This window comes from Dyadobacter sp. NIV53 (assembly GCF_019711195.1).
GTDB lineage: Bacteria > Bacteroidota > Bacteroidia > Cytophagales > Spirosomataceae > Dyadobacter.
This window is the reverse complement of the sequence record NZ_CP081299.1, coordinates 6,527,958-6,553,723: the sequence shown is the minus strand read 5'-3', so window position 1 is coordinate 6,553,723 and position 25,766 is coordinate 6,527,958. Positions and strand designations below refer to the sequence as shown.

Sequence of the window (25,766 nt, the reverse complement as noted above, 5' to 3'; positions counted from 1 at the left end):
TTGACAAAGTACTCCTTCCTCTTAGGTACGAAAAACCATATCTCCTATTAAGCATTCTTTTCATGTAACCGGCAACAACAAAACCCATTGTATTTTGTTTAGAACAAAATAGCTACGAAAATGGGTGCTAAATCATTCTGGAAATCGTGTAACGACAATCAATTATTCTGTGGCATAATTCCCGATTTTATTAAAAATACTTCAAATAATTTTTGATAAACCGGAAATCATGGCCTTACCTTTGCATCGTCTTACGATTACTACCTGCAAAGTAAAAGTGGATTTATACAGAAAGAGGGAGAGACAGGCTCAATGAACTCTTAGCAACTTTCCAAGGCGGAATAAGTGCTAACCTGCCTAATACAGGAACTATAAATTTACCAGTCATGTCAAAAAAATGTGTTTTATCCCGTTCCGTTTTTAACGGAGTTGCAAGTTGTCAAAAGTCTGGCTCTGGCAAATGTTGTCCCGGTGATAAGTGGAGAAGTTAAATCCTTAAAAATTTAACAATCTGCTCTGGTAAGTACGGTTTGGGGGTAGATTGTTTTTATTTCCTAAATCGTATCAAAAATTACTCTATATAATCACTAGATTAAGTATTTTATTATTATCTCAATATCCATTCAACCTCATGAAAAAGATTCTTTTATCTGCCATTTCCCTTACAACTTTTGCGTTGGTTTCATTTACAGGCCCTTACAGTAAAATAGTGAAGGAAAACTCGTATACCGTTGATACAAAGCAAAGTAAACTGGTATGGAATGCAAAAAAAGTAACCGGCGAGCATACAGGCCTTGCACCCATTAAAAGCGGCACTTTGCTGTTGGATGCGGGCAAATTAAAAGGCGGCAGCTTTGAAATAAACCTTAATGATCTGACTGTCACGGATATTAAAGATCCGGAGTACAATGCAAAACTTACAGGTCACCTTAAGAATGACGATTTCTTTTCAGTTGCAAAATATCCGGTGGCAAAACTGGATATCACATCGGTGACTGCTGCGGGTGCCAATAAATACAATGTAAAAGGAAAACTGACTATTAAAGGGATAACCAATGAGGTAAGTTTTCCAGCTGAAATTACGGCAAATGGAAAAAACCTGACAGCAAATGCAAAAATTGCAATTGACCGCACCAAATATGATATTAAATATAATTCAAAAAGCTTTTTTTCTACAATAGGCGACAAAGCCATCGACGACAATTTCAATCTTGATGTTTCGCTTGTTGCTACCCAATCATCGTCAGTTACCAAAGCAAGCACTAAAAGCAAATAATAGATTCCGAACTCTTCTCATCGGCTGTAATTTCCGATTTGGTGACAGACGGGGTAAATAATAAGTAACCCTTATTATGTTTGGACACGGCTCAAAAGGGGTAGGAACTGCAGGCTCCCCCGCCCTGCTGAACATGTAGACTTACAATCCCGTCGTCACCAAATCGAAAAACAGATTACGTATATAGATATAAGTTATTTGATTCTTATCATTTCACGTTACGATCTTTCCATTACCTGTATACCCGAAGCACTCAACAGCTTCTTAACATTTTATTGAATGAAAAAATACTTTTTACTTTTATTCCTGATCGTTTCCGTTGCCTCCTTTGCACAGCAGCGAACCATAACTGGAACGGTTACTGAGTCTGAAAACGGAGGTACACTTCCCGGTGTAAACGTTTCAATCAAAAACACCAGGCAGGGCACAATTACGGACGCTGAGGGACGGTTTAGCCTGAACCTTGTAAAAGGCGAACAGCTCGTCTTTTCTTTTATTGGGTTTGCAGCACAGGAGATTAAGATCACAGCTGAAAACAGTTATAATGTGGTACTTCAGCCCGCCAGCCATACGCTTGGAGAAGTGCAGGTGGTAGGTTCCAGAAACGCCAATCGTACCAAATTGGATTCACCTGTTCCGGTCGATGTGATTGACCTTAAACCTCTTTTAGAATCTGCTCCGCAGGTAAGTATCACGCAGTTGCTTCAATATGTCTCTCCTTCGTTTCATTCCGTAAATGGAAGCAATGCGGGCGATGCAGGATCCGCACTGAACCTGTCTCAGTTAAGAGGCCTGGGCGTCGACCAGCTTCTTGTACTAGTCAATGGCAAGCGCCGTCACAAAAGCTCCAATATCAACTGGGGTGGTTTGGGAAACGGGGCAACAGGTTATGATCTCAACTCTATTCCAACGGCTGCCATTCAGCGTGTAGAAATCCTTCGCGATGGAGCAGCAGCACAATATGGGTCTGATGCTATTGCCGGTGTGATCAACATTGTTTTGAACAAAACAACTGAAGAGCTTACATTGAGCTCAACGGCCAGTACGAGGCGGCGGGGAGACGGTACTACTACCCGTACGAATGCAAATTATGGTTTTGCTCTTGGTAAAACAGGTGGTTATCTGAACACAACTGCGGAATTTGCCACACAGGCGATCGCCCTGTTGCCGGGAAACGACGATGCTGCATTATATCTTGGACCGATTTATGGAGGTGGTGCCAATACAAGAAATTATGACGCTATCTATACAAAGGAAATTGATGAAAAAATATTGAGCGACCGTGGTATTGACCGGCATTATTTTGACCGCCGAGGCGGAGGTTCCAATAAAGCCAAGGATGCCCTCCTGTTTTTCAATGCAGCGATTCCTCTCAGGCAGAATGCGGAAATATATGCTTTTGGAGGCATAAGCCATCGCAATTCGCAATTTACTGCCGTTTATCGCCTGCCCGGCTGGACGGAACGAAATAATGCGTTTTTGTATCCTGACGGCTTTTTGCCAGCCATGGAAAATATTATATCTGATAAATCACTCGCAATTGGCATAAAAGGTAAAATCCGGAATTGGGATGTGGACATTTCCAATGTATATGGCAGGAACAATTTTGGCAACGTTATTACGAATTCGCTGAATGCCAGTCTGGGATTAAAAACGCCAACAACTTTTGATGCAGGAAGTTACAATGCCAGCCAGAACACGGGAAGTATTGATATCAGCAGATATTTTGACAAAGCATTAAAAGGTATCAACGTTGCATTCGGAGCTCAGTACCGGGTAGAATCTTACCAGATCGTTGCCGGTGAAGAAGCGTCTTATTCCAAGGCCGATTTGAGAACAGTTTATGGATTGGACACAACCGGGACCGGCATCGTTTACACTACAAAGGAAGGGCAGATAGGGCTGAACGGTTTGTCGCCCGGCTCACAGATCCATGCCGGTTTCCGTCCGGAAAACGCGGTAAATGTGAACCGTTCGATACTGGCAGGTTATGCTGATGTGGAAGCGAATATTACGCAGAAATGGCTGGTATCAGGAGCTTTGCGTTTGGAAAACTTTTCGGGCCTTGGTAATGTAACGACTTATAAAATAGCCTCCAAATACAGTATAGCTGACTGGCTGGGCATTCGTGGATCGCACAACACCGGTTTCCGGGCGCCGGATCTGGCCCAGTATTATTACACTGAAACCTCCACAAGTTTTCAGCAGGGACGCGCTATCGACCAGGTGACTGCCTCTAATCAAAGTGCGGCAACCCGTGCCCTTGGAATTCCGACTTTGACACCAGAAAAATCAAAAGGCTATACTTTGGGTATCACTTCCCAGCCATTCAGGAATTTTGAATTTACTGCGGATGCTTATCTGGTTGACGTTAACAACAGGGTTGGAAATACAGGGAACTTTTCGGCCACGGATGTAAATCTTCCATTGGAAGTGAGGAGCCTGTTTGTACAAACCGGAACAACGCAGGCCAAGTTTTTTTACAATTCATTCAGTACGCGTACCAAAGGATTGGAAGTTACAGGAAGTTACCGTACACCTTTCCGAAAAGGCGCATTGACCTTGTTATTTGGTGCTAATTTTGTAAAGAATGACGTAACAAGCGTCAATACGCCAAAGGGACTCGAAGCTTACCGTTATATTATTTTCAACGATGGCGAAAAAGCACGGGTAACCTCGAATATTCCCGGCAGGAAAGTCAATCTGCAGGGAAGTTTTAAAGTCGGTAAGCTTACTTACATGGTTCGCGGCATTTATTTCGGATCGGTAACTACCGCTTCTGCCCTCAATGCAACTTTTCCCAAACCGGATTATTTCTTCCAGAAGCTAAGCCCGATCTGGGTAGTGGACGCATCAGTCGCTTATTCCTTTACCAAATCACTACAGGGCGTAATCGGTGTAAACAATGCATTTAACCAGCTTGGTGATTATTCGGACAAAAAATTATCTGCATTGAACAATCCTTCCATCATTGGTATACAGAATGGAAGTGCCGGAATTCAGCCTTTTGTACGTATCACAGCGAGACTATAATTCTTAGAAATAATAAAACTGAACAATATGAAATTACTATTTTCTTCTATAAATTCAGTACTGGCGCTGGCTGCAATTACCGGCGGACTAACAAGCTGCGAAGATACCGGCTATCTGGATGTAGACGCTTCAAACCGGCCGCCACTGAGCGCATACATCAGTTTTGTCAATGCAAGGGCAATAAATGCACCACTCAGCTTCTGGACTTTCACCGACAAAATAACGCCGGCTCCGATTGCTGTCAATAACGCATCGGAATATTATCCTACCGTATTCGGCAATGTTCAGATCAATATTACAGAAGGCACCAATACAAGTTACAAAGCTTCGTATCAGTTTGGTAACAGCGCCACTTTTTCAGCTACCGGCCGTCCCAATGGCCCCATTGCCACATTTTATCATACGGTTGTTGCTGCCAGAACAAGTAACAATAAAGCCGATTCACTGATTTTGTTTTATGATGACCTGAAAGCGCCGGATACAGGAAAGGCAAAACTCCGTTTCGTAAATCTTTCTCCCGGACTCGGAACGATTAACGTACTGAACAACCAAACGCCGCTTTTTTCGAATGTCGAATACGGCAGGGCAGCCAATTCTGCTCTTTCTGGTGAGGCATTAAGTGCATGGTCGTTAGGGCCATTCCAGAGCGTTGATCCGGGAAATTATCAGCTCAATTTTACCAATGCATCCAGCGGCAACACTACCGGCACTACTTCCACAGTAACGCTGGAAGCAGGTAAGATTTACACAGTTTTTACCAATGGGCTTCTTAATGGCACTCCTGCTTTCGGTGTTAAACTAATTGAACATCCGGTAAAATAGGTAATAGGTGACTTAAGTATCCGTCTCCGTTATGGGCTTCTCATAACGGAGATTTTTTTTGGTATTAATAGGCCTTATCACGAATTCTGTTGTATTGCTACCGGCAATCGGCAGTCGGCAGTCGGCTATCGGCCAGTCGGCAATCACCCAAAATCTCCTTCCATGCATCAATTTGATAGCCAAATGCCGACGGCCGATAGCAATACTGTCTTCCAGTATAATTCGTGATAAGTAATTGGAACAAGTTAATCAATGATAAAAAAAAGGATTGAACCGGAGCTGCTTGATAACAGTTGTCGTGTACCTATAGCACGCCGTGGTTGTTGATTAACCCAATGGATACATACGGGTGCGGCATAAATCATCTGCCTTAATTAAGTGAATGTAGCATTTTTCTGTTTGTTGCGCTTACTCTGATCCCTTTTAGCGATTTTATGCGTTCAGTAATAGGAACTTTGTACCGGAAATTAAATCCGGAGCCAAGTAACAATTTAAATTCTTTCACCGTTTCCAGTAATTCTTTTCTGGAAATCCCGCTGTATTCCAGTTGCAAATATTGGGCGCGCTCAGCTGTATACTTTTTTAGTTTCCAGTATTGAGGATGATTTATACCAATAGGTGCGTGAAAATTAAGGTCCTGTGTATCTTTAACAAGAAATTCCAGTTCCAGAATAATATCATTACTGAATCTGGCCTTCTCTCCTTTCACGATAATTTTGGCCAACCTGCCAACCGCATGTCTGAATATTTTTTCGTGAATCATAATCGTATTTTGTTTTTATCGTAATTGTTTTTTACCAGGCTGATGTTCCTTTTTATAATACGCAGTTTAAAACCTGCCAGCTCCGCATGCACTTCTTTGCATTGGCCGTCACTGTAAGAATAAACGCTTTGTTTTCCGTTTGGCAGCGTTACTGTATAACTGTTTTCGCCTGACTTTTTTACCGTACACATCTGCCCATACCTTTCAGAATATACCGAACAAATATTGACGGGCTCCTCATAATAAAGATTTGTGAGTGTACTGTTTATGCAAAACCTGATATCCTTTGTTTTCCTGATTTCAGCATTTGTTTCAAAAAAATCAATCTGGTACTGATGCCGGGCGTTTTCGAGCGTTCGTGTCTGTTCTTTTTTCTTTCCGTTTACGCGGTGTTCCGTTACAGAATTTTTTAAAATTCCATTTGTAAACTGGTTTTCACTAAAAAAACTTCCTGAATAAAACGGAATACTAAATTCGGCTTCAATCCTCCGTTTACCGGCTTCCTGCCCAGGCAAAAAGTGCAAAACCTTAACCGAACCAACCGTTCGCCCTCCTACCATGACATCATAAAATACTATAGCCTGCGAAATTCCGGTCATTGGAAAAATCAAAAACATTACAATCAATACTTTGTCCAATATATTCATCAGCTGTGCGGTTTAATAGTTTCGCATTTTCAGGTTATTGGGAAAGCTCGCTGCGTTCGTCTTTCGATTTAAATAGCGGATAACCCAACTGGACATACCAAGGTTCTTCATGGTAATCTTCCAGGCCAATGTGTTCTGAAAATTCCCTGGTGATCTTCGCCGTGCCAAAAATCATATCCCAGAAAAAGAACATGTTTCCATAATTACCATTGATCACTCCAATGCCGTCAGCGTCCGTTGCAGCGTGGTGTGCATGATGCGTGGCAGGTGTAGAAATTGTCCGTTCAACCACCCACATCACCGGATGCAGCCATTTGATTTTATACAAAGGTTTATCCCATTTCACACTGGAATGCGCTGAAATTCCAATGAGTGCCTTGAAAAAATATCCGATCAGGAACGCTTGTCCGAAACCTAAAAAGATCAAAGCGGTAGACACTATACGTGATGGAAATAGGAGCAGATATATCCAAGAATTCCTGCCTGTGAGAAATACGCTCATTTCAGGAGCGGTATGATGTACCCGGTGTGCTTTCCAAAGCCAGGTGTAAGTGTGCGCGGCCCTGTGCCACCAATATTGTGTAAAATCTTCCAGCAAACAGGTGATTAGGATACCTGCCCAAAGGGGTACGCTTTCGAAGGCATTATAATATTGGGGAAAGAAGTAGTTAAGAACATAAGCCGATAACAGAAAGCTGACTGGCCTGGTAATGGTACTGGACAGAAAAAGCCCGGCGAAATTGATATACCATTCATTTTTAGACCATTTATCGCTTTTGTATAATCCGGTTAAAAACTCCGCGGCGCTGATAACGAAGAAAAGTGTAAGTATTTCGTAATATATAAAACTGTCAGTGAATCTCATGTCGAAACATTTTTTGTTGTATAAAATGATATGGAGTTGGGATGAGGCCATAAGCACTTATCCCGGGACAGTTGTCCGGGCAACAGAAATTAATTACCACCGAAATGCCGGTTGCCGGATTTTTTTACTGTCTTAGGGAAAATCAGGATGGATCTTAAGATCTAAATCAGGAAAGGTTCAACAACTACAACAAGGTTGCTGAGCAAGTGTGAAAGTCACATAAGTTTCCAACCGAAGGAATGATTTTGAGTAAAGTAAATGGATCGAATTCATATGCAAATGAGATTTGGATCATACTCAGCTTCGGGTGGATCGTCGCTAGTTTTTATTAGTCTATTAACTAGATAGACAAAGTAAAGTAAACGCTTTTGTTTTACCAAATATTTTTAGCTTTTTTTTAGGCGATTTCAAAATTGATCTGACAAAAGCTAAAATACCGACTACTAAACGGCTAGAATTAGTAACTCAGGCAATGGGCTAAACTCAGTTGTGGTATAATGGCAAATTCAAATATATGATAAAATCCATAGACCTTTTACAACAGCAAGATTACGAATATGAAAGCTACGTTGGGCTACTCCCCGGTTGCTTTCAAAGTATTTTATGCGATGGTATCCGATGTTTCGAGAAGTAGAACGGCTGGTTGGGGCCAGGCTTGCTACACTTTTCGCATGGTCGGTGTCGGAAGCAGCAGACTGCCCGTTATGCAGCACCTATTTCAGAAAAGCAATTATTGAGTCTGGAGAACAACCGGAAGATCTGATCCTGTCAGAATCTGAAAAGGAGCTGCTTTCTTTTGGCGCAGCGATTGCCCAAAACAAAGGTTTTGTACATGAAGACATTTACAGACCGATCGGCGAAAGATATTCTGATGAAGAAATTGATGTATTTACTGCTTTTGCAGGAATTATGATCGCAACCAACATCTTCAACAATGCGATCCATACGGAAATTGACGAATACCTTACGCCATTTCTCCCTCAGCATCAGATCGCCTGAAATATGTCGTTAAAAGATAAAGTGGCATTTATAAGGGGGCTGCCATCGTCAGGCGCGGATATAAAAACCGTCTTTTTGATCACTTAAAATATTTGTAAAGTTGCCGGAATAATAAAAGTTATCCTTCGAACTTCTTCGGCCAGAATTATTCAGGCCTGGTTCACCAGCTTCTCACTCAGTTCCCATAAAGACTTACCTAACTGCGGGTTCCTGGAAGCGGAGGACCTCCTGCCCAACTTGCAATCAGTAAAGTACTTACCGGAAACTCCCTCAACCTCGGGCGATGTTGCCAGATAAATGGATGTTGCAGCACCCTGTTCCACGGATTTAAAAAACGGGCGGAACAACTTCATGAAAAATGATGAAACGCCATTTCCATTTCCTGCAAAGTTACTGGCAACAGTTCCCGGATGTAATGCATTGGAGGTAATGCCGAATGGTTTCAGACGATCCGCCAGTTCATTTGAGAAAAGTATATTCGCTAGTTTGGATCTGCCGTAAACAATGAGATCCTGATATGAAGGCGGATTTACCAGTTTGTTCAAATCGAAAAATGCAAAAAAATGAGCCTCAGAAGAAACGTGAATAATCCTGCCCCGTTCTCCGGCCTTCAAAAGATTAATAAGCCCGGTTGTTAACAAAAACGGACCGATATGGTTGGTAGCAAAAGTAAGTTCAATATTATCCACCGAAAATTGCTTGTCCTGGACTATCATACCTGCGTTGTTGATCAACACGTCAATTCGTACGAATCTGCTTTTAATCTTCTCCACAGCCATTCTTACAGAATTTATACTGCTGAGATCGCAAGAGATAAAATCAATTTTGACCCGGTCTCCAATAACATGCTGTAATTCCTTCACCTTGGCTTCATTTCTTGCAACAAGGATAAGGTCGAACCCTTGTTTTGACAATTCGACGGCGGTAACATACCCAATGCCCGATGTGGGTCCCGTAATAAGAGCGATTTTGTTATCCATTATTCGATATTTGATTTCAGCGGGTTGACAATTTTGCTTAGGGTTCTCTTCTATTTAAAAAGTGTAAAACTCTCTGAGAGACGATACAAATACCCAAACAAAAATATAACTTTTCCCAGTATTATTTCGCTCTAAATGCAAATCTATACTTAATTGATATACTAAATAAAGTATTTATCGTTCAAAAGTATAAAATTTATCTAATTTGCAAGAAATAAACTGATTTAAGCTAAAAAGACAGTAAACTTAATGATCGAGTTAAGAAATGTTACTAAAGTTTTCCGGCAGAAAGACAGAGAGATAATTGCATTATCCGGTGTGTCGCTTAAAATTGAGCCTGGTAAAATTTTTGGTGTGATCGGAACCTCAGGAGCTGGTAAAAGTACGCTGATCCGATGTGTAAATTTGCTTGAAAAACCAACATCTGGTGATGTGATTGTAGATGGGAAGAATCTGACGATCTTGTCTGAATCAGAGCTGGTTAAAGAAAGGAGACAGATCGGTATGATCTTCCAGCATTTCAATCTGCTCTCTTCACGCACCGTTTCAGAAAATGTGGCTTTTGCACTGGAACTGGACAACGTGCCAAAAAATGAGATTAAAATCAGGGTATCAGAATTGTTGAAACTGGTCGGCTTGGAAGACAAAGCGAATGATTATCCAGCCAATCTTTCAGGCGGGCAAAAACAGCGGGTCGCCATTGCACGTACGCTCGCCAATAATCCGAAAGTTCTTTTATGCGATGAAGCTACCAGTGCGCTGGACCCCGGAACGACGCGTTCAATACTCAATCTGCTTAAAGACATTAACAAACGGCTGAATATCACCATTCTGCTAATTACGCATGAGATGGCGGTTGTGAAATCGATTTGTGATTTTGTGGCGGTGATCAGTGAGGGGAAACTGATTGAACAGGGCACGGTAAGCGATATTTTTGTTAATCCAAAAACTGAACTGGCAAAAGAATTTATCAGCACTTCGCTGCATATTGAAATCCCGGATTTTTACGCACAACGCCTGAAAGCCACCGATCCCGGAAATCTGTCTCCATTGTTGAAACTCCACCTGACGGGTGAAACCGCCAACGAACCGGTCCTTTCACAAGCGGCCAGATTGTTTGATGTGGATACGAAGATCGTCAGCGCGCAAATGGATCATGCAGGCGATAAAAATTTCGGGGTGATCCTGACCGAGCTTTCAGGAAACCGGGAAAACTACCAGAAAACCATTCAGTTTTTTACTAATAATCAAATCAAAGTTGAAATTATAGGATATGTCTGATCCAATCGTATCATTGTTGCTGGCAGGAACCGGCGAGACGGTTTTCATGACCATCCTCTCCGGCTTTTTCGGTTTTCTATTAGGACTACCCACCGGAATTGTGCTTTTCCTGACAAGAAAAGGACAGGTTTTAGAAAACAGGCTGATCAACAACTCTATTTCATTGGCTGTTAACATTTTCAGATCAATACCATTTATTATCCTGATCGTCTGGATGATACCGTTTACACGAGCCATCGTCGGTACTTCTATTGGTATAGCCGCAGCGCTGGTTCCGTTGAGTATCGGAGCAGCACCGTTTATTGCCCGTCTGGTGGAAAACAGCCTCATCGAAGTTCCCGGCGGACTGATCGAAGCGGCGAGAGCCATGGGCGCGAAGCCCTTACAGATCGTGTACAAAGTGCTGTTACCGGAAGCATTGCCATCACTGATCAACTGTGCAACCATAACCCTGATCACGCTCGTCGGCTATTCTGCGATGGGTGGCGCAGTTGGCGCAGGAGGACTTGGCCAGATCGGTTACCAGTACGGCTACATCGGCTACGATGCTGTGATCATGAACATTGTACTGATTTTGCTGATTGCTCTGGTTTTCATCATACAATTCTCGGGGGACGCTTTGGCGAAGCGGGTGGATCACAGATAGCATTATGGCCAGTTAGTGGTCCAGTGTTGTCAGGAGGTCGTCAAGAAATTGTCATTTATAGTAAATTAAAACTCTGCGATTAACTCCGCGTTTAAACTCACAAAACATGAAAGTCCAAAAACACATTTTCGCCCTGCTCATTCCAATCGCCGCAACGTTCGCACTTTCCGGTTGCAACAGAAAAGCAGACAAAGACAGTGATCCAAACCATATTAAAGTAGGCATCGCCGTTGGGCCTGAATATGAAGTGGCGCAGGTTGCCCAAAAAGTAGCCAAAGAAAAATATGGCCTGGAAGTAGAACTGATTTCGTTTAACGATTACGTAATTCCGAATGAAGCGCTGAATCATGGTGACGTCGATATTAACGCATTTCAGCACAAGCCATATCTGGATGAGCAGGTAAAACAGCGCGGATACAAGCTGGCCATCGTCGGCAATACCTTCGTTTATCCGATCGTAGGCTACTCAAAAAAGATTAAAAATGTTAATGAATTAAAACCGGAAGACACGGTTGTTATTCCTAATGATCCTACAAACGGCGGTCGCTCCTTATTGCTTTTGCAAAAATACGGACTAATCAAACTCAAAGATGGCGTTGGACTTTTACCCAAAGTGATCGACATAATAGAGAACCCGAAAAAGCTAAAAATCCTGGAACTTGAAGCACCGCAACTTCCCGGAACACTTGACGACAAGAACGTTACGCTGGCTATTATCAACAACAATTTCGCTGCAAAAGTCGGCTTACTGGCAACCAGGGACGGGCTACTGGTGGAAGACAAAAAGTCACCATACGTAAATCTGATCGTTGCACGGGAAGACAATAAAAATGAAGAAAAGGTTAAAAATTATGTAAAAGCATACCAGTCGAAAGAAGTTGAAGCAGCTGCTGCGAGGATATTTCATGGTGGTGCGATTAAGGGTTGGTAAAGTGCATTTTACTTTAACAACTCCAATTCAATCGCCTTTATATCAGCGAATTTACCGCCATTTATTTTATTCACAGAGAGGCGGATCGGACCAATGCCTTTGGTTAAATCCCAGGTACCGACCACTTCTTTACGAAATTCCTTTTCATAAGATTCCCCTTCTCTTTTCACCCTGTCCGGACTTGGAATGAGGGGCGGATCATATGCTTCTTTTATACTACCGAAAATGGTTTTAATATGAAAACCAATGGAAAACTCACTCCCAACCGTCTCCGCCGGGCTTGTATATAAAATGGAGACCTTATATTTTCCGGATGTATGCACATTTATATCCCAGGTGGCGTAAGAATCCTTGTCGTTCCAGTTGGTGATCCATGAAGAATTAGGAGCTGATGCGCTGTAAGATAACTTTCCTTCTTTGGAACGGTGCAAATGTGCGTCCTGTGCCGGAAGTAATGCCCTGGGAAACTGGGTATAACCAACAGGCAATGCCCGAACTGTATCAAGATCTTTTCTTACATCTTTATACCATTTTCCCAGTTCGCAAATGTATGCCGTGTAAACTTCCGGTAACTGATCAGCTAAATTGACACTTTGGATTGAATCCTTCGACAAATCAAATAAAAATCCACTTGAAGCAACATAAGGCCATTTTCTAACACTGTTATTTTTATTAATGGAGGAAAATAAAAATCTTTCCTGTATGTTATCCGCTTTTCCTGTTAACAGCGGTCCAAGACTTAGCCCGTCCAACGGCTTGGTTCCTTTTCGTGAAACCCCAGCCAGATCAGTCAGCGTTGGAAGCAAATCAATATAGGCGGCATTGTCACTGATTACTTTGTTGGCGTTAATATGTCCCGGCCATTTAATAAAGAACGGAACCCGCACGCCACCTTCATCCGCCATTGCTTTTCTGCCTTTCATACCACCATTCCAGCGCCATGTATTTGGCCCGTTGTCAGTCATGTAAATGACAATCGTATTTTCAGAAAGCTTTAATTCATCAAGTTTATCAAGAATCCGGCCAACATTAAAATCAATATTTTCACACATTGCCAAAGCTGAAATTGTCGCCTCGTCATTTTCCAGTTCCGGATTTTGGTTGTGGAGCTTAATCCCTCTTACATTTACGCGGTCATAATATTTGTCGGGAACCTGAAAAGGCGAATGAGGTGCATTATAAGGAATGTAACATACGAACGGTTTTTCCTTATTTTTCTCAATAAAACCGATCGCTTTATCCGTCAGATCATCAGTAATAAATCCTTTACTTCTGACCGCCTCTCCGTTATGATCAAGCATGGTATTAAAATAATTGGCATAATGGCCGCTGGTAAAACCATAAAATTCATCGAAACCGCGTCCGTTCGGATGATAAGGATACTGGCTTCCGTTGTGCCACTTACCAAAACAACCCGTGGCATATCCAGCCTTTTTAAATAAATCAGTGAATGTAACCTCATCGGTGTTGAGAAATTCTTTCGAATTAGAAACACCGTAAACGCCTGCACGATAATGATAACGTCCCGTTAACAATCCGGCCCGTGTGGGAGCACAAAGCGGAGCGACATAGAAACGTGAAAAACGTGCGCCTTCCCTGGCAAGTTTATCAATACGAGGTGTTTGAATATTAGTATTTCCATTGATACTCAAATCCCCCCACCCCTGATCGTCCGTCAGGATAAAAACGATATTGGGTTTGGTCTGGGAATAAGCAGGAACTGATAATAAAAAGATAAAAATCAAATTCACAAGCAGAGAATCATATTTCCATTTAAGCACAACCATTTGGGTTAATTAACATTTAAGTAAGTGGACACTTTTAATTCAGAATATTTGATGATGCTTACTAACAGGATCAGATTTTGTCTTTGGCCAATTCAAATTCTATAACTTGTTTGATGGCATTGGCCATTTCTTCCAGTAATTCCGGGGAAGTTGCGGAAGCGTCGTCCAACTTGGTATGAAACAATAGAAATGAAGCCGTGCCTACAAAGCCGATGAACGGGGAATAACCTTGTTTTTGAGCGACTACCAATTCTCCATAAGCCTTGTCCTTCGCTTTTTTTATATCAATTTTACCGAAAGCCTGGCTTACTGAATTTTCTACATCACCTGCGAAATAAACGATCCGATTGGTGTCTGCTTTCGTTTCTCTTGTTAGTCCATGATCTGATTTGGTATAAGCAAAAGTGGCGAAACTGGCACCCAAATGTACCCAAAGGCGGACATCAGCAGGTTTCGGTGCTTTTTCGTGCAGGAAAATATGCGTTCCCTGATGCAGCGCAAGTTCATGTCCGGAATTGCCCGTGAATATAAATTTATAAGGAAGTTTCTTTTCGGCCACCCACTTTGCCAACGCGTTGAAAGTCGCAACACCGGGGCCACGTTCGCCACCACAAGTGAACCATCCGCTGATTGGCGTTGATATAATTACCGTTTTCGTACCGCTTCCGATCGTTCCCTGAATGTTCCGGGCCGTTACATTTTTCAATGTTCCTTTAACAGTCAAAACTGCGTTGGATTCCGTCAGATTCCTGACATCTTTTGGGGCGACTTGTACCACATGTATCGGATATGAAACGCCGGGAAGCGTATTGATCGCGGCAATTTCCCCGGCCGCATTATCCGTGACCAGAACAATTGCTTTCGCTCCCCCATCGATGATTTTTTTGATAAAGGCCGCATTGTCCTCATCCATAAAGCTGAAAGATCTTTCTTTCGACTGCTGATTGATCCAGACAATTTTCCCGGAGATACCAGTCAAATCTTTGTTTGCTTCAGCCAGAGGTGCATTGATACTGAAATTCGCCTCTTTAACCGGCCATACCGGAAAGATTTCCAGCGATTTACCTCCGATTTCCAATGATGTCTTTTCAGGAAAAAACTGCTCGACCGGAAATGGCACGTATTCCGTGCTAAAACCATTTTTGTCCAGAATGCCTTTGATCCATTCCGAAGTTTTGTTATCGCCTTCCGTGCCGGTGCGGTGGATTCCGAATTTGACATATTGGACCACATCTGCGTACAGATCTGCGCCTTTGAAAGTCTCCGCTTTAAGATAACCTTGCGCCGAAGTCTGGATATAAAGAAACAAAAGCGCAACAAAAATTACAAAATTTTCAACGGAAGAGTGTTTCATGGAAGTCGATTTTTTAAGGTGGCCGGATCTGTAACTTCAAAATTTTCAGTCGAGCCAGTGAATTAGATTTAGTAAAAACTGAACATTCTGGCCTGCTTCCGGGTGACTCAAACCCATTGGTACTCTGTCTTTGCCAGTTACCTGGGAAGAAAACATTGCTGCTTCACCGAAAACTGCGACTTTGCCTTTATAGTAATTGAGTACGGCGCCCTGAGAAAATCCTTTAATGGGTAACCTGGGTGTGGCTTCATTGAATTTCCAGGCAGTATCCGGAAGAAATATTTTATACTTATCATTAAAGGTGATTAACGAAACAGCCTTCCCGGGTATCTCAAAACCCTGACCGGTGAACGTGGCTAAGTGGTCGATACTTTCCGCTTTCGACTTACCATTAGTAATGACATGAGAAGCCAGGGAAGCATCGCTTTTTTTGAAAATATCCGGTCCTTTTTTACTTCCGGGAAAAGGCGCAGCCGTGGTATCAGTTGCGAAACCATTGTAAAGTTTAAAACCAAAAGTGGCAGCCAGCGCCTCATTCGCTCCGGGAAATGGCATATGGTCCGCTATCAGAAACAGTGAACCACCTTCCTTCACCCATTTATTAACAGCTTCGATCTCGTCCGGTGTGAAGGCGGAGGGTGTCGGTTTGCTCCATTCATTTTCATTGGCAGCGTTAAGCGCATTGGCGATCACCAGTATTTTAACACCACTCAGACTTTCAGCGCTAAAAAGTCGCGTTCCGGGCTTTACACGATAGCCATCCAGCGTCAATACTTTTGCAAACGCATTGTAACGGCTTTTAATAATATGAAAATTGTGATGCGCTTCATCCACGACGACAACCGGGCCGTTCTGATTGGTATAAAGAGGATTTGAAATTTTTGGATCAAATTGAAAATCAGGCACCTGCTGAGCCGATACAGTTCCACAAATGGCCAGAAAAACCAGCAAAAAAACAGGACTTAATTTCATTAGTTGATATAGCCAGGATTTAATCAGAAATACGTTTCAAGTTACCGTTTGACGTTTTGGGAAACACAACCGGTAAAGCTTATTGGAAATTTACCCTGGACAACAATCACCGGGGGAATTTGATAGCAGTAGTGCCCGGATATTTCTAAAGCAGAAGAAACTCAATTGAGGTAAATTGAAAATTTTCATGTCAAAATGATCTTTCAGATTTACTCATAGAAAGGGTGGCTCAAACTATAAGTCTATAATATATAGACAAAGTAAATTTATTGAGTACAGAATAACAAATTTTGGGGCGTTTTAAATACCAATAATTGGCCGAAGCCTTTACTTGTTAGTAAAAAAAATTCTCGCTTAAAATGGATCAGTGCAAAATAGTGTTTACCTGCACAGATATCATTTCATGAATAAAGTTATTTTAGAAAACTAATTACTGTAAGTAATTGGAACCAATTAATCTATGGAAAAGAAATGATTGAACAGGACCTGCCTGATAACAGTTGTCGCGTACTGATAGCAAGCCGTGGAAGGTGGTTAACTCCGTGGCTACAAACAGGTAGCTGCTAAGCGACACTTTAAAAATCAGCTGTTCACCTGAATGTAAAATAGCTGGATTGCAAAAATGAATAATTACTTTTTCAAACTGTGATATTCATGATCAGTTACTTCCTGTAACCAGGTTACCCTTCCTTTTACGGTATTGGGTGTGATAGCTATCCGGCTCAATCAATTGATAAACCCAGGCATTTCCGGTAAAATTACCAGCCGGAACCTTTTGCCCCTTTGGAAAGATAGTACTAACACCGGATGAGGGATCTGATTTTTCATCATTGATGACAATCTTATGTTAATTAGTTCAAATCCGAATGAATCCGATACTCATTCGGTGTAAGACCGACCCGCTGCTTGAATAACCGGCTAAAATGCTGCGGATATCTGAACCCCAGTTCGTAAGCAATTTCGCTGACTGACTTATCCGGATCAAATACTCTTTCCTTAGCCATGTTGATGATCTTCATCTGGATGTATTCCTGAGCCGACTTGCCGGTTTCTTTCTTGATCAGGTCACCAAAATAATTGGACGACAAATTGAGTTGGTCTGCACAATATCCTACCGTAGGAAGGCCGATCTGCTGAGGTTTATCCGACTGAAAGTATGCATTGAGTATCCCGTCGAACTTTTCCAATACACCCTTATTAGCCACGTCGCGGGTGATAAACTGACGGTCATAAAAGCGTACGCAATAATTGAGGAACAGCTCTATATTAGCCGTTATAAGCTTTTTGCTGTGTTTATCAATCCGCTGCGTTATTTCATATTCGATTTTCGAAAAACAATCTGTAACCATTTGCCGCTCCTGCTCGGATAAGTGCAGCGCTTCGGTGACTTCATAGGAGAAAAAAGTATAATCGCTCATATGCCGGCCAAGTGCAGTGCCCTGCAAAAGATCCGGATGAAATACCAATGCATATCCCTGAGGCTGGTAAAAATTATCCCTGACGTTTTCGCCTATGATCTGGCCGGGTGCCAGAAAAACCAGTGTACCTTCTTCATAATCATATACATTAAGACCATAACGCAAATCCCCGCATTTGATTTGTTTGAGAAAAACGACATAAAAGTCGTAACCCATTCGCCGCGACTCCCGGGGATCTGCTTTCGAAAGATCTACAATGCTGACCAGCGGATGCAGGGTTTCGTGTTTGTTGAAAGCATTATATTCCCGGATACTTTTAAATCTTAGGACATTTTCCATAGATCAGTGTTTTGGATGACTTGTGAACAAATTTACAGCTTAGCCTGTCATTCACAGCATGCGTCATTCCTGATCAGTAATTTTGGTAGGTAATACCGTAATCTGTATACAAGTACAGGATAAAAGAACGGCCAACTTTGCAACACAAACGCCATACAGGTTATCTGGCCACCGGGACACTGTGTAAGTTAAAAAGGAGAATATAAACTAAATCTATAAATTCAAAAAACGACTATAATGAAAACACTCATCAAAAATTCATCACTTAAAATGGTCATGAATGTTTCTTTTACCGGACTGCTTTTCTTATTCATCGGTTTGGAAGGAGCCATTGCACAAGCCCAAAATAAAACCGCTTCTGTCAATACTGAAGAGCAAATCATCACCCTTTCCAAAGACAAATGGCAGTGGATGGCCGACAAAAATGTGGACAAACTGGCTATACTATTCGACGATAAGGCAAAATTTGTTCATATGAGCGGAACCTGGAAAAAGGACGAAGAGCTTGATATCATTAAAACCGGAAGTATTTGGTACAAAAAAGCAGATGTACATGATGTTGCAGTAGAGCTTTTCGACGATACGGCTATAATATGGTCCCGCATTACACTGGAAGCCATGGTTCGGGGCAATGAAGCAAAAACTGAATTCACAGTTACCGAAGTCTATAAAAAAGAAGCGGATAATTGGAAAATACTGGCGCTGACTTTTAGCAGTGTAAGAGATACCCATGCAATTAAACATTAAATGACATCTAAAATCCAAGTGTTTTTCGCATTTTTCCTGCTGATTTCAGCTTGTTCTTCTACCCAGACCGAACATTTTAATGCTGAACCTAATCCGGCCAGGGTATTGATTGTGTATTTGTCAAGAACGAACAATACCAGGGCGGTGGCAGAAATGATACATAAGTATACAGGTGGAACATTGGTGACAATTGAGCCCGAAAAGCCTTATCCTGAAAATTATCAGGCTACTGTAAAACAAGTTGCTGATGAAAATGAAACGGGTTATTTACCGCCATTAAAGACTAAGATCGACAGTGTGCAAAAATATGATGTCGTATTTGTTGGCTTTCCAACCTGGGGAATGCAGCTTCCTCCACCCATGAAAAGCTTTCTGAAGAAATATGATCTGAGTGGTAAAACGGTCATTCCCTTTAATACAAATGGCGGCTATGGTACCGGAAACAGTTTCGAAACGGTGCGGGAACTTTGCCCTAAAAGTCAAATTTCGGAAGGATTCACAACGCGTGGCGGTCTGGAAAGAGACGGAAAATTACTGGTGATCAAGACGGAACGGGCCAGTGAGGTTGAGCAGCAAGTCAAAAAATGGCTGCAAAAGATAAAGATGATTTAAAGTGTATAAAAGTTAAAGGAACTAAATCTTACAACATGAAGCCCATTACATTACTGCTGATCCTTTCGTTTATCTTTTCCGCTAAAGCAATTGCCCGTAATACTGACCAAACAATCATTGACCTCAATGACAGGCAGCGAAGCATTGTAGCCATTTCCGCTTTTACCGCAAACGGTGATTTAACCAATTTGAAACAGGCATTGAACGATGCGCTTACAACGGGTTTGACTATCAATGAAATAAAAGAAGAGTTGATCCACATTTCTGCCTATTGCGGGTTTCCACGAAGCCTGAATGGTATCAACACATTCAGCACGGTACTGACCGAACGCAAGTCAAAAGGCATCACGGATAAAGAAGGTAAAGCAGCCTCGAAAGTGGCAGGTTCCGACAAATATCAAACTGGCAAAAAAGTCCTGGAATCGCTAACTGGCAGGCCTGAGGCTAGTCCGAAAACCGGTTATGCAGCCTTTGTGCCCGCTATTGATACGCTTTTAAAAGAACATCTTTTTAACGATATTTTTACGCGTGAAGTCCTTACCAATAAAGAACGTGAGCTTATTACAATTGCTGCACTTATCAGTTTGGGTGGCGTAGAATCTCAGCTGTCAGGCCATTTTGGAATTTGTTTGTACCTGGGATTTACAAATAAAGAGCTCGGGCAGGTACTTTCTTTGATTGAAACCAAAGTTGGAAAAAAAGAAGCGGATGAAGGCAGGCGGGTACTAGCCAAAGTAACAGCCTTAAAAAACTGACCTCATTTATTTTAACTTTTTAAACTTATGAAAAGTCAAACTGTTTCTGAAATTGCCGGAATAGAAATCCGGGACATGAAGCTGAAAGGTTTTAAGGTCTACGAATACAATCTGGCTTCCAACCGTCCGGCCAAAAATAATGAAAGTAATTATTACATGGTCAGCCTGATCAGTGGTCACAACGTTATTCATTATGCTGACCAGAGTATTGTGTTAAGTGATAACGCTCTGGTTTTTGCCAATTCCCTCATCCCCTATTCGCTCGAAACCCAATCAGCGGATCAAAGAAGTTATATGTGTGTTTTCACAGATGATTTTTTAAAAACAAATGATCGGTCAGGGAGTATGTTAAAAAATTCTTTGTTTGGAAATGCCGGCTTGCCTGTATTTTCGCTAAATACCCTGCAAGCCGGATTCATTCGCCCGTTTTTTCAAAAGATGCTGGCCGAACAGGCAGGCGACTATATTTATAAGGACGAGTTAATGCGAAATTACCTGAGTCTGATTGTACATGAAGTATTAAAAATGCAGCCCATTGAGCGTTTTTCTAAACCTCAAAACGCCGCCAACCGTATTACAGGATTGTTTCTGAATCTGCTGGAAAAACAATTTCCCATCGAAAATCCAAATACACCGCTTGTACTGCGAACTGCCCATGACTATGCTACGGGGCTGGCCGTGCATATCAACCATTTGAACCGGGTAGTTAAAGAAGTAACGGGCAGGCCGACGACTAACCACATTTCGGAACGTGTGATTATTGAGGCAAAAACACTGCTGAAGCAAACCGACTGGAACATTACGGATGTGGCTTACAGCCTGGGATTTGATTCCCCAACATACTTTAATAACTTTTTCAAAAAAATGACTGGCACAGTTCCAAAGGCTTTCAGGTAATAATTAATAGTTAACTTCCCAGGAATTTGTATCAGGATCCTGTCAATATATTGGCATCCGAAGTTTCCTCTGCTTTAAGAATATCTACTAGTGTAGTTTTATCCAGGACTGCCAGATTTGCATCTCTCCATTTTGCCAGGACACTCCTCAGGCTGCATGTCTCTTCGTCTTTGCAATCATCACACCGGCCGTAAAAAAACATGGAAACGCAAAGTGCAGGAGCAATCGGCCCGTCAATAATTCTCAGCACCTTTGAAAAACTGACTTCCTCCGGAGGTATTCTCAGCATATATCCGCCACCCTTTCCTTTCTGACTTTGTAAAACCCCGTTATTACGCAGATCAAGCAAGATTGCCTCGAGAAACTTTTTAGGGATTTTTTCCTTTTCAGCGATGTAAGAAATGAGAACAGGCCCTTGTGCATACTTTTCTGCCAATACTTTCAGGGCCTTAAGTGCATATTTTGCTTTTTTGGATATCATAAATCAAATATATGTGAAATTTTAATTTGCATCGCGGACTTTCGCAGTTCATTATCATTTATATACTAATTCCATAGAGTTAATATAATTTAAACTAAATATTTGTATTTTTGGCCAAGATCCCATTTTCAAAAGTGGCCAACATAATACCCTATGCATCATTTGATTTCGAATTTAAATTACATGGCTATTGCCGTTCCCTTCTTTCTGTTTTTTATTGGACTGGAATATTTCCTATCCAAACGGCTCGGCAAGCCTGTTTTTAGTTTTAGCAGTTCCATTGCCAATATGAATGTAGGCGTTGCCGAAAGGATGATCGACATGTTTACAGCCGGCGCCTTTTATTTTTTCTACGATTACTTGCATAAGCATTATGCCATTTTTGACATAAAACCAACTATTCTGATGTGGATTGCGCTTATCCTTTCCACCGATCTTATCTGGTATTGGTACCATCGTATGGGCCACAAAATCAACTTATTCTGGGGTTTTCATGTGGTGCACCATACAAGCGAAGAGTTTAATTATACTGCCGGAACACGAATAACGATCTTTCAGGCTTTGGTCAGAACCCTTTTCTGGTCGGTTTTACCGGTGGTTGGTTTTCCGGCTTCGATGATCACAATAATGCTGATTGTACACGGATTGTACCCGTTTTTTACACACACACAACTGATTGGAAAACTGGGTATTCTGGAATATTTTCTGGTTACACCGTCTCATCACCGTGTTCATCATGCGAGCAATGAAGCCTATCTTGACAAGAATTTCGGTGATATGTTCATTATCTGGGACAAGCTTTTCGGGACATTTGCAGAAGAAAAAGAAGAAGCGCAATACGGCCTGACCAAACAGCTCGACAGTTACAGTTTTCTCTGGCAGCACTTCCATTACCTGGTAGAACTCTGGTACGTTACAAAACAAAAGAAGGGATTTTTCAATAAACTGAAAGTTGTTTTTGGCAGCCCCTCCGACTTTGATCCGCACATAAGAGCAGTTGTTGAGCAGAAATTTTTATCTAAACATAAAGTAAAGATCCGCTCCCAAAAATTCAGGAATTATGTTCTTGGCCAATTCACGGTGATGGTTGTTGTATTGTTTTTATTGTTGCTTTTTGAGCATCACACAGACCAGTTTCTGCAAATTATGGCGGCGTTGTTTATTGTCGTTACCATTATCAATTGCGGGGCAATCCTGGAACAGCGCAGATGGGTATTTTTACTGGAACTGGCAAGAGGCTTTTTAGTAGCAATCACTACTTTTTACTATTTCCCCCACCCTACAACCTTCGTGTTTTTATCTGCTCTCACCATCGGGTCACTCGCTTATTTTTCCACATTGCAAAAGCAATATCTTAATTCGATTTATGGCAGGTAGTATTCTTCCAATGCATTTTTTCATTAATATACCTGTGTTAACTATGGCAATTGATAAACCCGAAAATTATCAATTGCGTGCCTGGCGCCAGTAGAACGGAAACCGAAATAGCCACTCGTGAGCGGGTTGGAATCTGACCAATCAAAAACTATTTTTCCATCAACTGAAAAAGTAGTTTTTCCGTTGATAATTTTAATAGAAATATGGTATAAATAATTGGATTTCAGTAAATGTGCGGAATCCAGATATTCCTGTAATAACGGTTTCAGGCCATTTCCATGGTATTTTCTGAACCTTGTGGTTGTGTTACTATTTCCTCCGAATCCAACATAATATAAAGTAAGCGAATCGTAAGTTTCAAACTTTCCTGATCTTGTAAAAAGGTTTTCGTTTCGGGGATCGGAAGCCATCCAGAATTGGTTCAGATCCGATAACCGGTCATTCCGGCCGGAGTCAACTACTACTTTCCAATCGTATTCAATGCGGATATTACCTTCAAGTTTCTGGTTAAACCAAACTGTTACACCTCCGGCCGTATCCATGATCAGCTTGCCGTCTAGTTTATAAACCACAGATTTTTCAACTGGTTCAATCTCCGCAATCCAGCGCTTTTTATCCATATTTCCAGTAAAATTCTCCGAAAAAATCAGCTTTCCCTCAATAGTTTTCTTCTGTTGGGCATAACTTTTAAAACAAATGAGAAGAACAATGACCAGCATTGTTCTTTTTAATTTTGATAATACGTTCATATATTAATCAACTGGCAAAAAAAGCGATTCAGTTCTGTTACTGGAAAAATAAGGATCAATTTTTTGAGGATAGCCAGGCTCTGTTTTGAATAGCCATCTACCTTATAACCAACTCTTTCATAAAAAAAATCACGAAATTATTTTGATTTATTTTTCACCTTTTTTAATTTTATACACTTAGGCGTCCTAAGGGACCGACCTAGATAGGAGGCTTTATGCCGATCCTTGTTAGGGGCGTTGCATCAACACATGTACGCCCCTAACTTTTTATAAACAGATGACAAAAGTTAATGATTATCTGCCCTCAGCTACGATCATTTCAACTACAAAATTTCTCAGAGTCTAACTAGTTTCCTACCACACGTTATAAATAAAATACCCGAATTTTTTACAAGGTAAACCTGTCACTTTTTCCGTTTATATCATTTTTATAAAAACCGCTGCTCGGCCAAAGCGGTTTGATCAGTTGCTTTTCCCAGCTTGCCAGGTCCTTTTTCAGCTCCTCTACCTTTGAAGCATTTTGTGCCGAAATATCATTCTTTTCCGACTTGTCGGATTTCAGATTGTAAAGTGCCGTAATATCATCTTTCAGGTTCAATACCAGCTTCCAGTCGCCTTTCCGTATCGCTTTGTTATAACCCGCTCTCCAATACAGGATGTTATGAGGATTCGATTTATCTTTTCCGGTCAGAAACGAGATGAGATTGACACCATCATAAATCCGGTCTTTGGGCAAAAGGGAACCCGTAACACCGGCCGCAGTAGCAAATATATCGAGTGAACTTACGGGAGTATCCACTATAGTCCCAGGTTTAACCTTCCCTTTCCATTTGACCACAAAGGGTATATTAATGCCTCCTTCATAAAGGGACATTTTCCCGCCTTTCAATGGCGCATTATCAGTTGCACCGGTGTACGTCGCACCACCATTATCACTCAGGAAAACGATGAGCGTATTATCTTCCAGTCCAAGTGATTTGACTTTATCATGAATTTGCCCGATCGCGCTGTCAAGTCCGGTGATCAGTGAGTAGTAAACGGCTTGGTTGAGATCTTTTATACCTTTGGCTTTATACTTCTGAACGTCTTCTTTCAAAGCCTGAAAGGGGGTATGCGGCGCGTTGAACGGCACATATAAAAAGAAGGGCCTGGCTTTATTTTTCTCCATAAACTGGTTTGCCTCCCTCGCCAGGGCATACGTATAAAATTCGTCGACTTTGATAATTTCGTTATTTCTTCTCTTGGCAGCCCGGCCAGTATTTCCCTGTTCCCATATATGCGAATCCATAATGCCCTTGTGCCGTACATTCACTGTTTTGGTCGTGTCATCAAACCAGGAAAACGCTTCATAAAATCCATAGTGGTAATCAAAACCGTGCTTTAATGGCCGGAATTGTTCGGCATCGCCCTGATGCCATTTACCAATGATACCAGTTGCATATCCATTTTTCTTCAACAACCCGGCAATGGTAATTTCCTGTTCCGGAAGTCCCTGCTGACCAATAGCTTCCTGATTGGGCACTTTGTCGTAATCTGCAAATTCAAGCTCCTGCAGGTCAAAAGTGTTATTGACAAAAAGTTTTAAAAAGCGGTTCTTCAGATAATTGTTGACCGGCTGAAGTTCGTAACCAAACCGTTGCTGGTATCGACCGGTAAGCAGCCCGGCCCGTGAAGGTGAACAAATCGAAGCTGAAACGTATGCTTCATTAAATACAGCTCCTTCACTGGCCAGAGCAGTAATGTTTGGCGCTTCCACAACCTTGTTTCCGTATAGCGGAAGATCCGTTTTACCCAGGTCGTCTGCTACAAGTACGATGATGTTCGGCCTCGATTGCCCTAAATCACTGACGGTCTCTTTCAGGAATGACTCCTTAGCCCTGATCTTTTGCTGATCCGGTATGATCAGGAATTCGTCACTTGCCAGCGGCCAGAATAGCCAGGCTGTAACAGATGACAAAACCAGGACTGTGATCAAAATCAATCTGTTTCTTCTTTGTTTTACCGCCATAAATAGGATAGAGAGTATTTTTATTAT

Annotated in this window: 23 protein-coding genes and 1 riboswitch; of the genes, 12 read left to right on the top strand and 11 right to left on the bottom strand. The window is 41.7% G+C overall.

Features of this window, described 5'->3' with window-relative positions:
- The first annotated feature begins 280 nt into the window (after positions 1-280).
- Positions 281-378, top strand: a riboswitch (SAM riboswitch).
- 253 nt (positions 379-631) lie between these two features.
- The 3 genes from KZC02_RS26820 (at position 632) to KZC02_RS26810 (ending at position 5,131) form a co-directional block, all read left to right on the top strand.
- Complete coding sequence (locus KZC02_RS26820; RefSeq protein WP_221391474.1) at positions 632-1,276, top strand: YceI family protein; 645 nt, start codon at positions 632-634, stop codon at positions 1,274-1,276.
- Between the two features lie 279 nt (positions 1,277-1,555).
- Positions 1,556-4,309 (top strand): TonB-dependent receptor, encoded by a 2,754-nt coding sequence (locus KZC02_RS26815; RefSeq protein ID WP_221391473.1) that lies wholly within the window; start codon positions 1,556-1,558, stop codon positions 4,307-4,309.
- Positions 4,310-4,336: 27 nt separating this feature from the next.
- Positions 4,337-5,131 carry a DUF4397 domain-containing protein gene (locus tag KZC02_RS26810; RefSeq protein ID WP_221391472.1) on the top strand — a complete coding sequence of 265 codons (795 nt, stop codon included), beginning with the start codon at positions 4,337-4,339 and terminating at the stop codon, positions 5,129-5,131.
- Positions 5,132-5,501: 370 nt separating this feature from the next.
- Here KZC02_RS26810 and KZC02_RS26805 read toward each other — a convergent pair whose 3' ends face one another.
- From KZC02_RS26805 to KZC02_RS26795, 3 genes are read right to left on the bottom strand one after another with little or no spacing between them, the layout of a single operon-like run.
- Positions 5,502-5,894: a hypothetical protein gene (locus KZC02_RS26805; RefSeq protein ID WP_221391471.1), complete on the bottom strand. Its 393-nt coding sequence runs from the start codon at positions 5,892-5,894 to the stop codon at positions 5,502-5,504.
- On the bottom strand, positions 5,891-6,541 hold the full coding sequence (locus KZC02_RS26800; protein WP_221391470.1) for a DUF6134 family protein: 651 nt from the start codon (positions 6,539-6,541) through the stop codon (positions 5,891-5,893). The genes KZC02_RS26805 and KZC02_RS26800 overlap by 4 nt, the downstream gene beginning before the upstream one ends.
- Positions 6,542-6,575: 34 nt before the next feature.
- Positions 6,576-7,406: a sterol desaturase family protein gene (locus KZC02_RS26795; RefSeq protein WP_221391469.1), complete on the bottom strand. Its 831-nt coding sequence runs from the start codon at positions 7,404-7,406 to the stop codon at positions 6,576-6,578.
- Positions 7,407-8,024: 618 nt separating this feature from the next.
- On the opposite strand from KZC02_RS26795, the gene KZC02_RS26790 reads away from it, so the two are divergent.
- On the top strand, positions 8,025-8,405 hold the full coding sequence (locus tag KZC02_RS26790) for a hypothetical protein (RefSeq protein ID WP_221391468.1): 381 nt from the start codon (positions 8,025-8,027) through the stop codon (positions 8,403-8,405).
- Between the two features lie 149 nt (positions 8,406-8,554).
- Here KZC02_RS26790 and KZC02_RS26785 read toward each other — a convergent pair whose 3' ends face one another.
- Positions 8,555-9,385 (bottom strand): SDR family oxidoreductase, encoded by an 831-nt coding sequence (locus tag KZC02_RS26785; RefSeq protein ID WP_229253828.1) that lies wholly within the window; start codon positions 9,383-9,385, stop codon positions 8,555-8,557.
- A 249-nt stretch (positions 9,386-9,634) separates the two neighbouring features.
- Between KZC02_RS26785 and metN the strand changes: the two genes are divergently transcribed.
- The 3 genes from metN (at position 9,635) to metQ (ending at position 12,243) form a co-directional block, all read left to right on the top strand.
- Complete coding sequence (metN, locus tag KZC02_RS26780; protein WP_221391467.1) at positions 9,635-10,666, top strand: methionine ABC transporter ATP-binding protein MetN; 1,032 nt, start codon at positions 9,635-9,637, stop codon at positions 10,664-10,666.
- Positions 10,659-11,312, top strand: coding sequence for a methionine ABC transporter permease MetI (gene metI, locus KZC02_RS26775; protein WP_221391466.1), 654 nt, complete (start codon positions 10,659-10,661; stop codon positions 11,310-11,312). The genes metN and metI overlap by 8 nt, the downstream gene beginning before the upstream one ends.
- A gap of 106 nt (positions 11,313-11,418) precedes the next feature.
- The gene (gene metQ, locus KZC02_RS26770) at positions 11,419-12,243 is read left to right on the top strand and encodes a methionine ABC transporter substrate-binding lipoprotein MetQ (RefSeq protein WP_221391465.1); all 825 of its coding nucleotides are present in this window, start codon (positions 11,419-11,421) and stop codon (positions 12,241-12,243) included.
- A gap of 8 nt (positions 12,244-12,251) precedes the next feature.
- Here the strand turns inward: metQ and KZC02_RS26765 are convergent, their stop codons facing one another.
- From KZC02_RS26765 to KZC02_RS26750, 4 genes are all read right to left on the bottom strand, one after another.
- Complete coding sequence (locus KZC02_RS26765) at positions 12,252-14,030, bottom strand: sulfatase-like hydrolase/transferase (protein ID WP_221391464.1); 1,779 nt, start codon at positions 14,028-14,030, stop codon at positions 12,252-12,254.
- A 70-nt stretch (positions 14,031-14,100) separates the two neighbouring features.
- Positions 14,101-15,384, bottom strand: coding sequence for a hypothetical protein (locus tag KZC02_RS26760; RefSeq protein ID WP_221391463.1), 1,284 nt, complete (start codon positions 15,382-15,384; stop codon positions 14,101-14,103).
- Positions 15,385-15,429: 45 nt separating this feature from the next.
- The gene (locus KZC02_RS26755) at positions 15,430-16,356 is read right to left on the bottom strand and encodes a DUF4350 domain-containing protein (protein WP_221391462.1); all 927 of its coding nucleotides are present in this window, start codon (positions 16,354-16,356) and stop codon (positions 15,430-15,432) included.
- Positions 16,357-17,207: 851 nt separating this feature from the next.
- A complete protein-coding gene (locus tag KZC02_RS26750) occupies positions 17,208-18,113 on the bottom strand; it encodes an AraC family transcriptional regulator (RefSeq protein ID WP_221391461.1) in 906 nt (301 codons plus the stop codon).
- 276 nt (positions 18,114-18,389) lie between these two features.
- Here KZC02_RS26750 and KZC02_RS26745 point away from each other — a divergent pair, with 276 nt between their 5' ends.
- Genes KZC02_RS26745 through KZC02_RS26730 form a run of 4 tightly spaced genes read left to right on the top strand, consistent with a single transcriptional unit; the run spans position 18,390 to position 21,124 of the window.
- Entirely contained in the window at positions 18,390-18,860 is a 471-nt protein-coding gene (locus KZC02_RS26745; RefSeq protein WP_221395202.1) for a nuclear transport factor 2 family protein, read from the top strand.
- Positions 18,861-19,472, top strand: a complete 612-nt coding sequence (locus tag KZC02_RS26740) for a flavodoxin (protein ID WP_221391460.1) — start codon at positions 18,861-18,863, stop codon at positions 19,470-19,472.
- Positions 19,473-19,507: 35 nt separating this feature from the next.
- Positions 19,508-20,227, top strand: coding sequence for a carboxymuconolactone decarboxylase family protein (locus KZC02_RS26735; protein WP_221391459.1), 720 nt, complete (start codon positions 19,508-19,510; stop codon positions 20,225-20,227).
- A 27-nt stretch (positions 20,228-20,254) separates the two neighbouring features.
- Positions 20,255-21,124: an AraC family transcriptional regulator gene (locus KZC02_RS26730; protein WP_221391458.1), complete on the top strand. Its 870-nt coding sequence runs from the start codon at positions 20,255-20,257 to the stop codon at positions 21,122-21,124.
- A 31-nt stretch (positions 21,125-21,155) separates the two neighbouring features.
- On the opposite strand, the gene KZC02_RS26725 is transcribed toward KZC02_RS26730, so the two are convergent.
- A complete protein-coding gene (locus tag KZC02_RS26725; RefSeq protein ID WP_221391457.1) occupies positions 21,156-21,605 on the bottom strand; it encodes an Rrf2 family transcriptional regulator in 450 nt (149 codons plus the stop codon).
- 153 nt (positions 21,606-21,758) lie between these two features.
- Between KZC02_RS26725 and KZC02_RS26720 the strand changes: the two genes are divergently transcribed.
- Positions 21,759-22,982, top strand: coding sequence for a sterol desaturase family protein (locus KZC02_RS26720; protein WP_221391456.1), 1,224 nt, complete (start codon positions 21,759-21,761; stop codon positions 22,980-22,982).
- Between the two features lie 41 nt (positions 22,983-23,023).
- Here KZC02_RS26720 and KZC02_RS26715 read toward each other — a convergent pair whose 3' ends face one another.
- Both KZC02_RS26715 and KZC02_RS26710 read right to left on the bottom strand, forming a co-directional pair.
- The gene (locus KZC02_RS26715; RefSeq protein ID WP_221391455.1) at positions 23,024-23,701 is read right to left on the bottom strand and encodes a DUF6250 domain-containing protein; all 678 of its coding nucleotides are present in this window, start codon (positions 23,699-23,701) and stop codon (positions 23,024-23,026) included.
- A gap of 418 nt (positions 23,702-24,119) precedes the next feature.
- Positions 24,120-25,712 carry a sulfatase gene (locus tag KZC02_RS26710; RefSeq protein WP_221391454.1) on the bottom strand — a complete coding sequence of 531 codons (1,593 nt, stop codon included), beginning with the start codon at positions 25,710-25,712 and terminating at the stop codon, positions 24,120-24,122.
- Positions 25,713-25,766: the final 54 nt, after the last annotated feature.

Excerpts from the sequence above, each read along its gene's own strand:
- metN (WP_221391467.1), top strand. The coding sequence starts at position 9,635 with ATGATCGAGTTAAGAAATGTTACTAAAGTTTTCCGGCAGAAAGACAGA.
- KZC02_RS26820 (WP_221391474.1), top strand. The coding sequence starts at position 632 with ATGAAAAAGATTCTTTTATCTGCCATTTCCCTTACAACTTTTGCGTTG.
- KZC02_RS26730 (WP_221391458.1), top strand. The coding sequence starts at position 20,255 with ATGAAAAGTCAAACTGTTTCTGAAATTGCCGGAATAGAAATCCGGGAC.
- KZC02_RS26810 (WP_221391472.1), top strand. The coding sequence starts at position 4,337 with ATGAAATTACTATTTTCTTCTATAAATTCAGTACTGGCGCTGGCTGCA.
- KZC02_RS26805 (WP_221391471.1), bottom strand. The coding sequence starts at position 5,894 with ATGATTCACGAAAAAATATTCAGACATGCGGTTGGCAGGTTGGCCAAA.
- KZC02_RS26800 (WP_221391470.1), bottom strand. The coding sequence starts at position 6,541 with ATGAATATATTGGACAAAGTATTGATTGTAATGTTTTTGATTTTTCCA.
- KZC02_RS26720 (WP_221391456.1), top strand. The coding sequence starts at position 21,759 with ATGCATCATTTGATTTCGAATTTAAATTACATGGCTATTGCCGTTCCC.
- KZC02_RS26815 (WP_221391473.1), top strand. The coding sequence starts at position 1,556 with ATGAAAAAATACTTTTTACTTTTATTCCTGATCGTTTCCGTTGCCTCC.
- metQ (WP_221391465.1), top strand. The coding sequence starts at position 11,419 with ATGAAAGTCCAAAAACACATTTTCGCCCTGCTCATTCCAATCGCCGCA.
- KZC02_RS26725 (WP_221391457.1), bottom strand. The coding sequence starts at position 21,605 with ATGATATCCAAAAAAGCAAAATATGCACTTAAGGCCCTGAAAGTATTG.
- KZC02_RS26765 (WP_221391464.1), bottom strand. The coding sequence starts at position 14,030 with ATGGTTGTGCTTAAATGGAAATATGATTCTCTGCTTGTGAATTTGATT.
- KZC02_RS26795 (WP_221391469.1), bottom strand. The coding sequence starts at position 7,406 with ATGAGATTCACTGACAGTTTTATATATTACGAAATACTTACACTTTTC.
- KZC02_RS26745 (WP_221395202.1), top strand. The coding sequence starts at position 18,390 with ATGAATGTTTCTTTTACCGGACTGCTTTTCTTATTCATCGGTTTGGAA.
- KZC02_RS26760 (WP_221391463.1), bottom strand. The coding sequence starts at position 15,384 with ATGAAACACTCTTCCGTTGAAAATTTTGTAATTTTTGTTGCGCTTTTG.
- KZC02_RS26735 (WP_221391459.1), top strand. The coding sequence starts at position 19,508 with ATGAAGCCCATTACATTACTGCTGATCCTTTCGTTTATCTTTTCCGCT.
- KZC02_RS26790 (WP_221391468.1), top strand. The coding sequence starts at position 8,025 with ATGTTTCGAGAAGTAGAACGGCTGGTTGGGGCCAGGCTTGCTACACTT.
- KZC02_RS26755 (WP_221391462.1), bottom strand. The coding sequence starts at position 16,356 with ATGAAATTAAGTCCTGTTTTTTTGCTGGTTTTTCTGGCCATTTGTGGA.
- KZC02_RS26740 (WP_221391460.1), top strand. The coding sequence starts at position 18,861 with ATGACATCTAAAATCCAAGTGTTTTTCGCATTTTTCCTGCTGATTTCA.
- KZC02_RS26750 (WP_221391461.1), bottom strand. The coding sequence starts at position 18,113 with ATGGAAAATGTCCTAAGATTTAAAAGTATCCGGGAATATAATGCTTTC.
- KZC02_RS26715 (WP_221391455.1), bottom strand. The coding sequence starts at position 23,701 with ATGCTGGTCATTGTTCTTCTCATTTGTTTTAAAAGTTATGCCCAACAG.
- KZC02_RS26785 (WP_229253828.1), bottom strand. The coding sequence starts at position 9,385 with ATGGATAACAAAATCGCTCTTATTACGGGACCCACATCGGGCATTGGG.
- metI (WP_221391466.1), top strand. The coding sequence starts at position 10,659 with ATGTCTGATCCAATCGTATCATTGTTGCTGGCAGGAACCGGCGAGACG.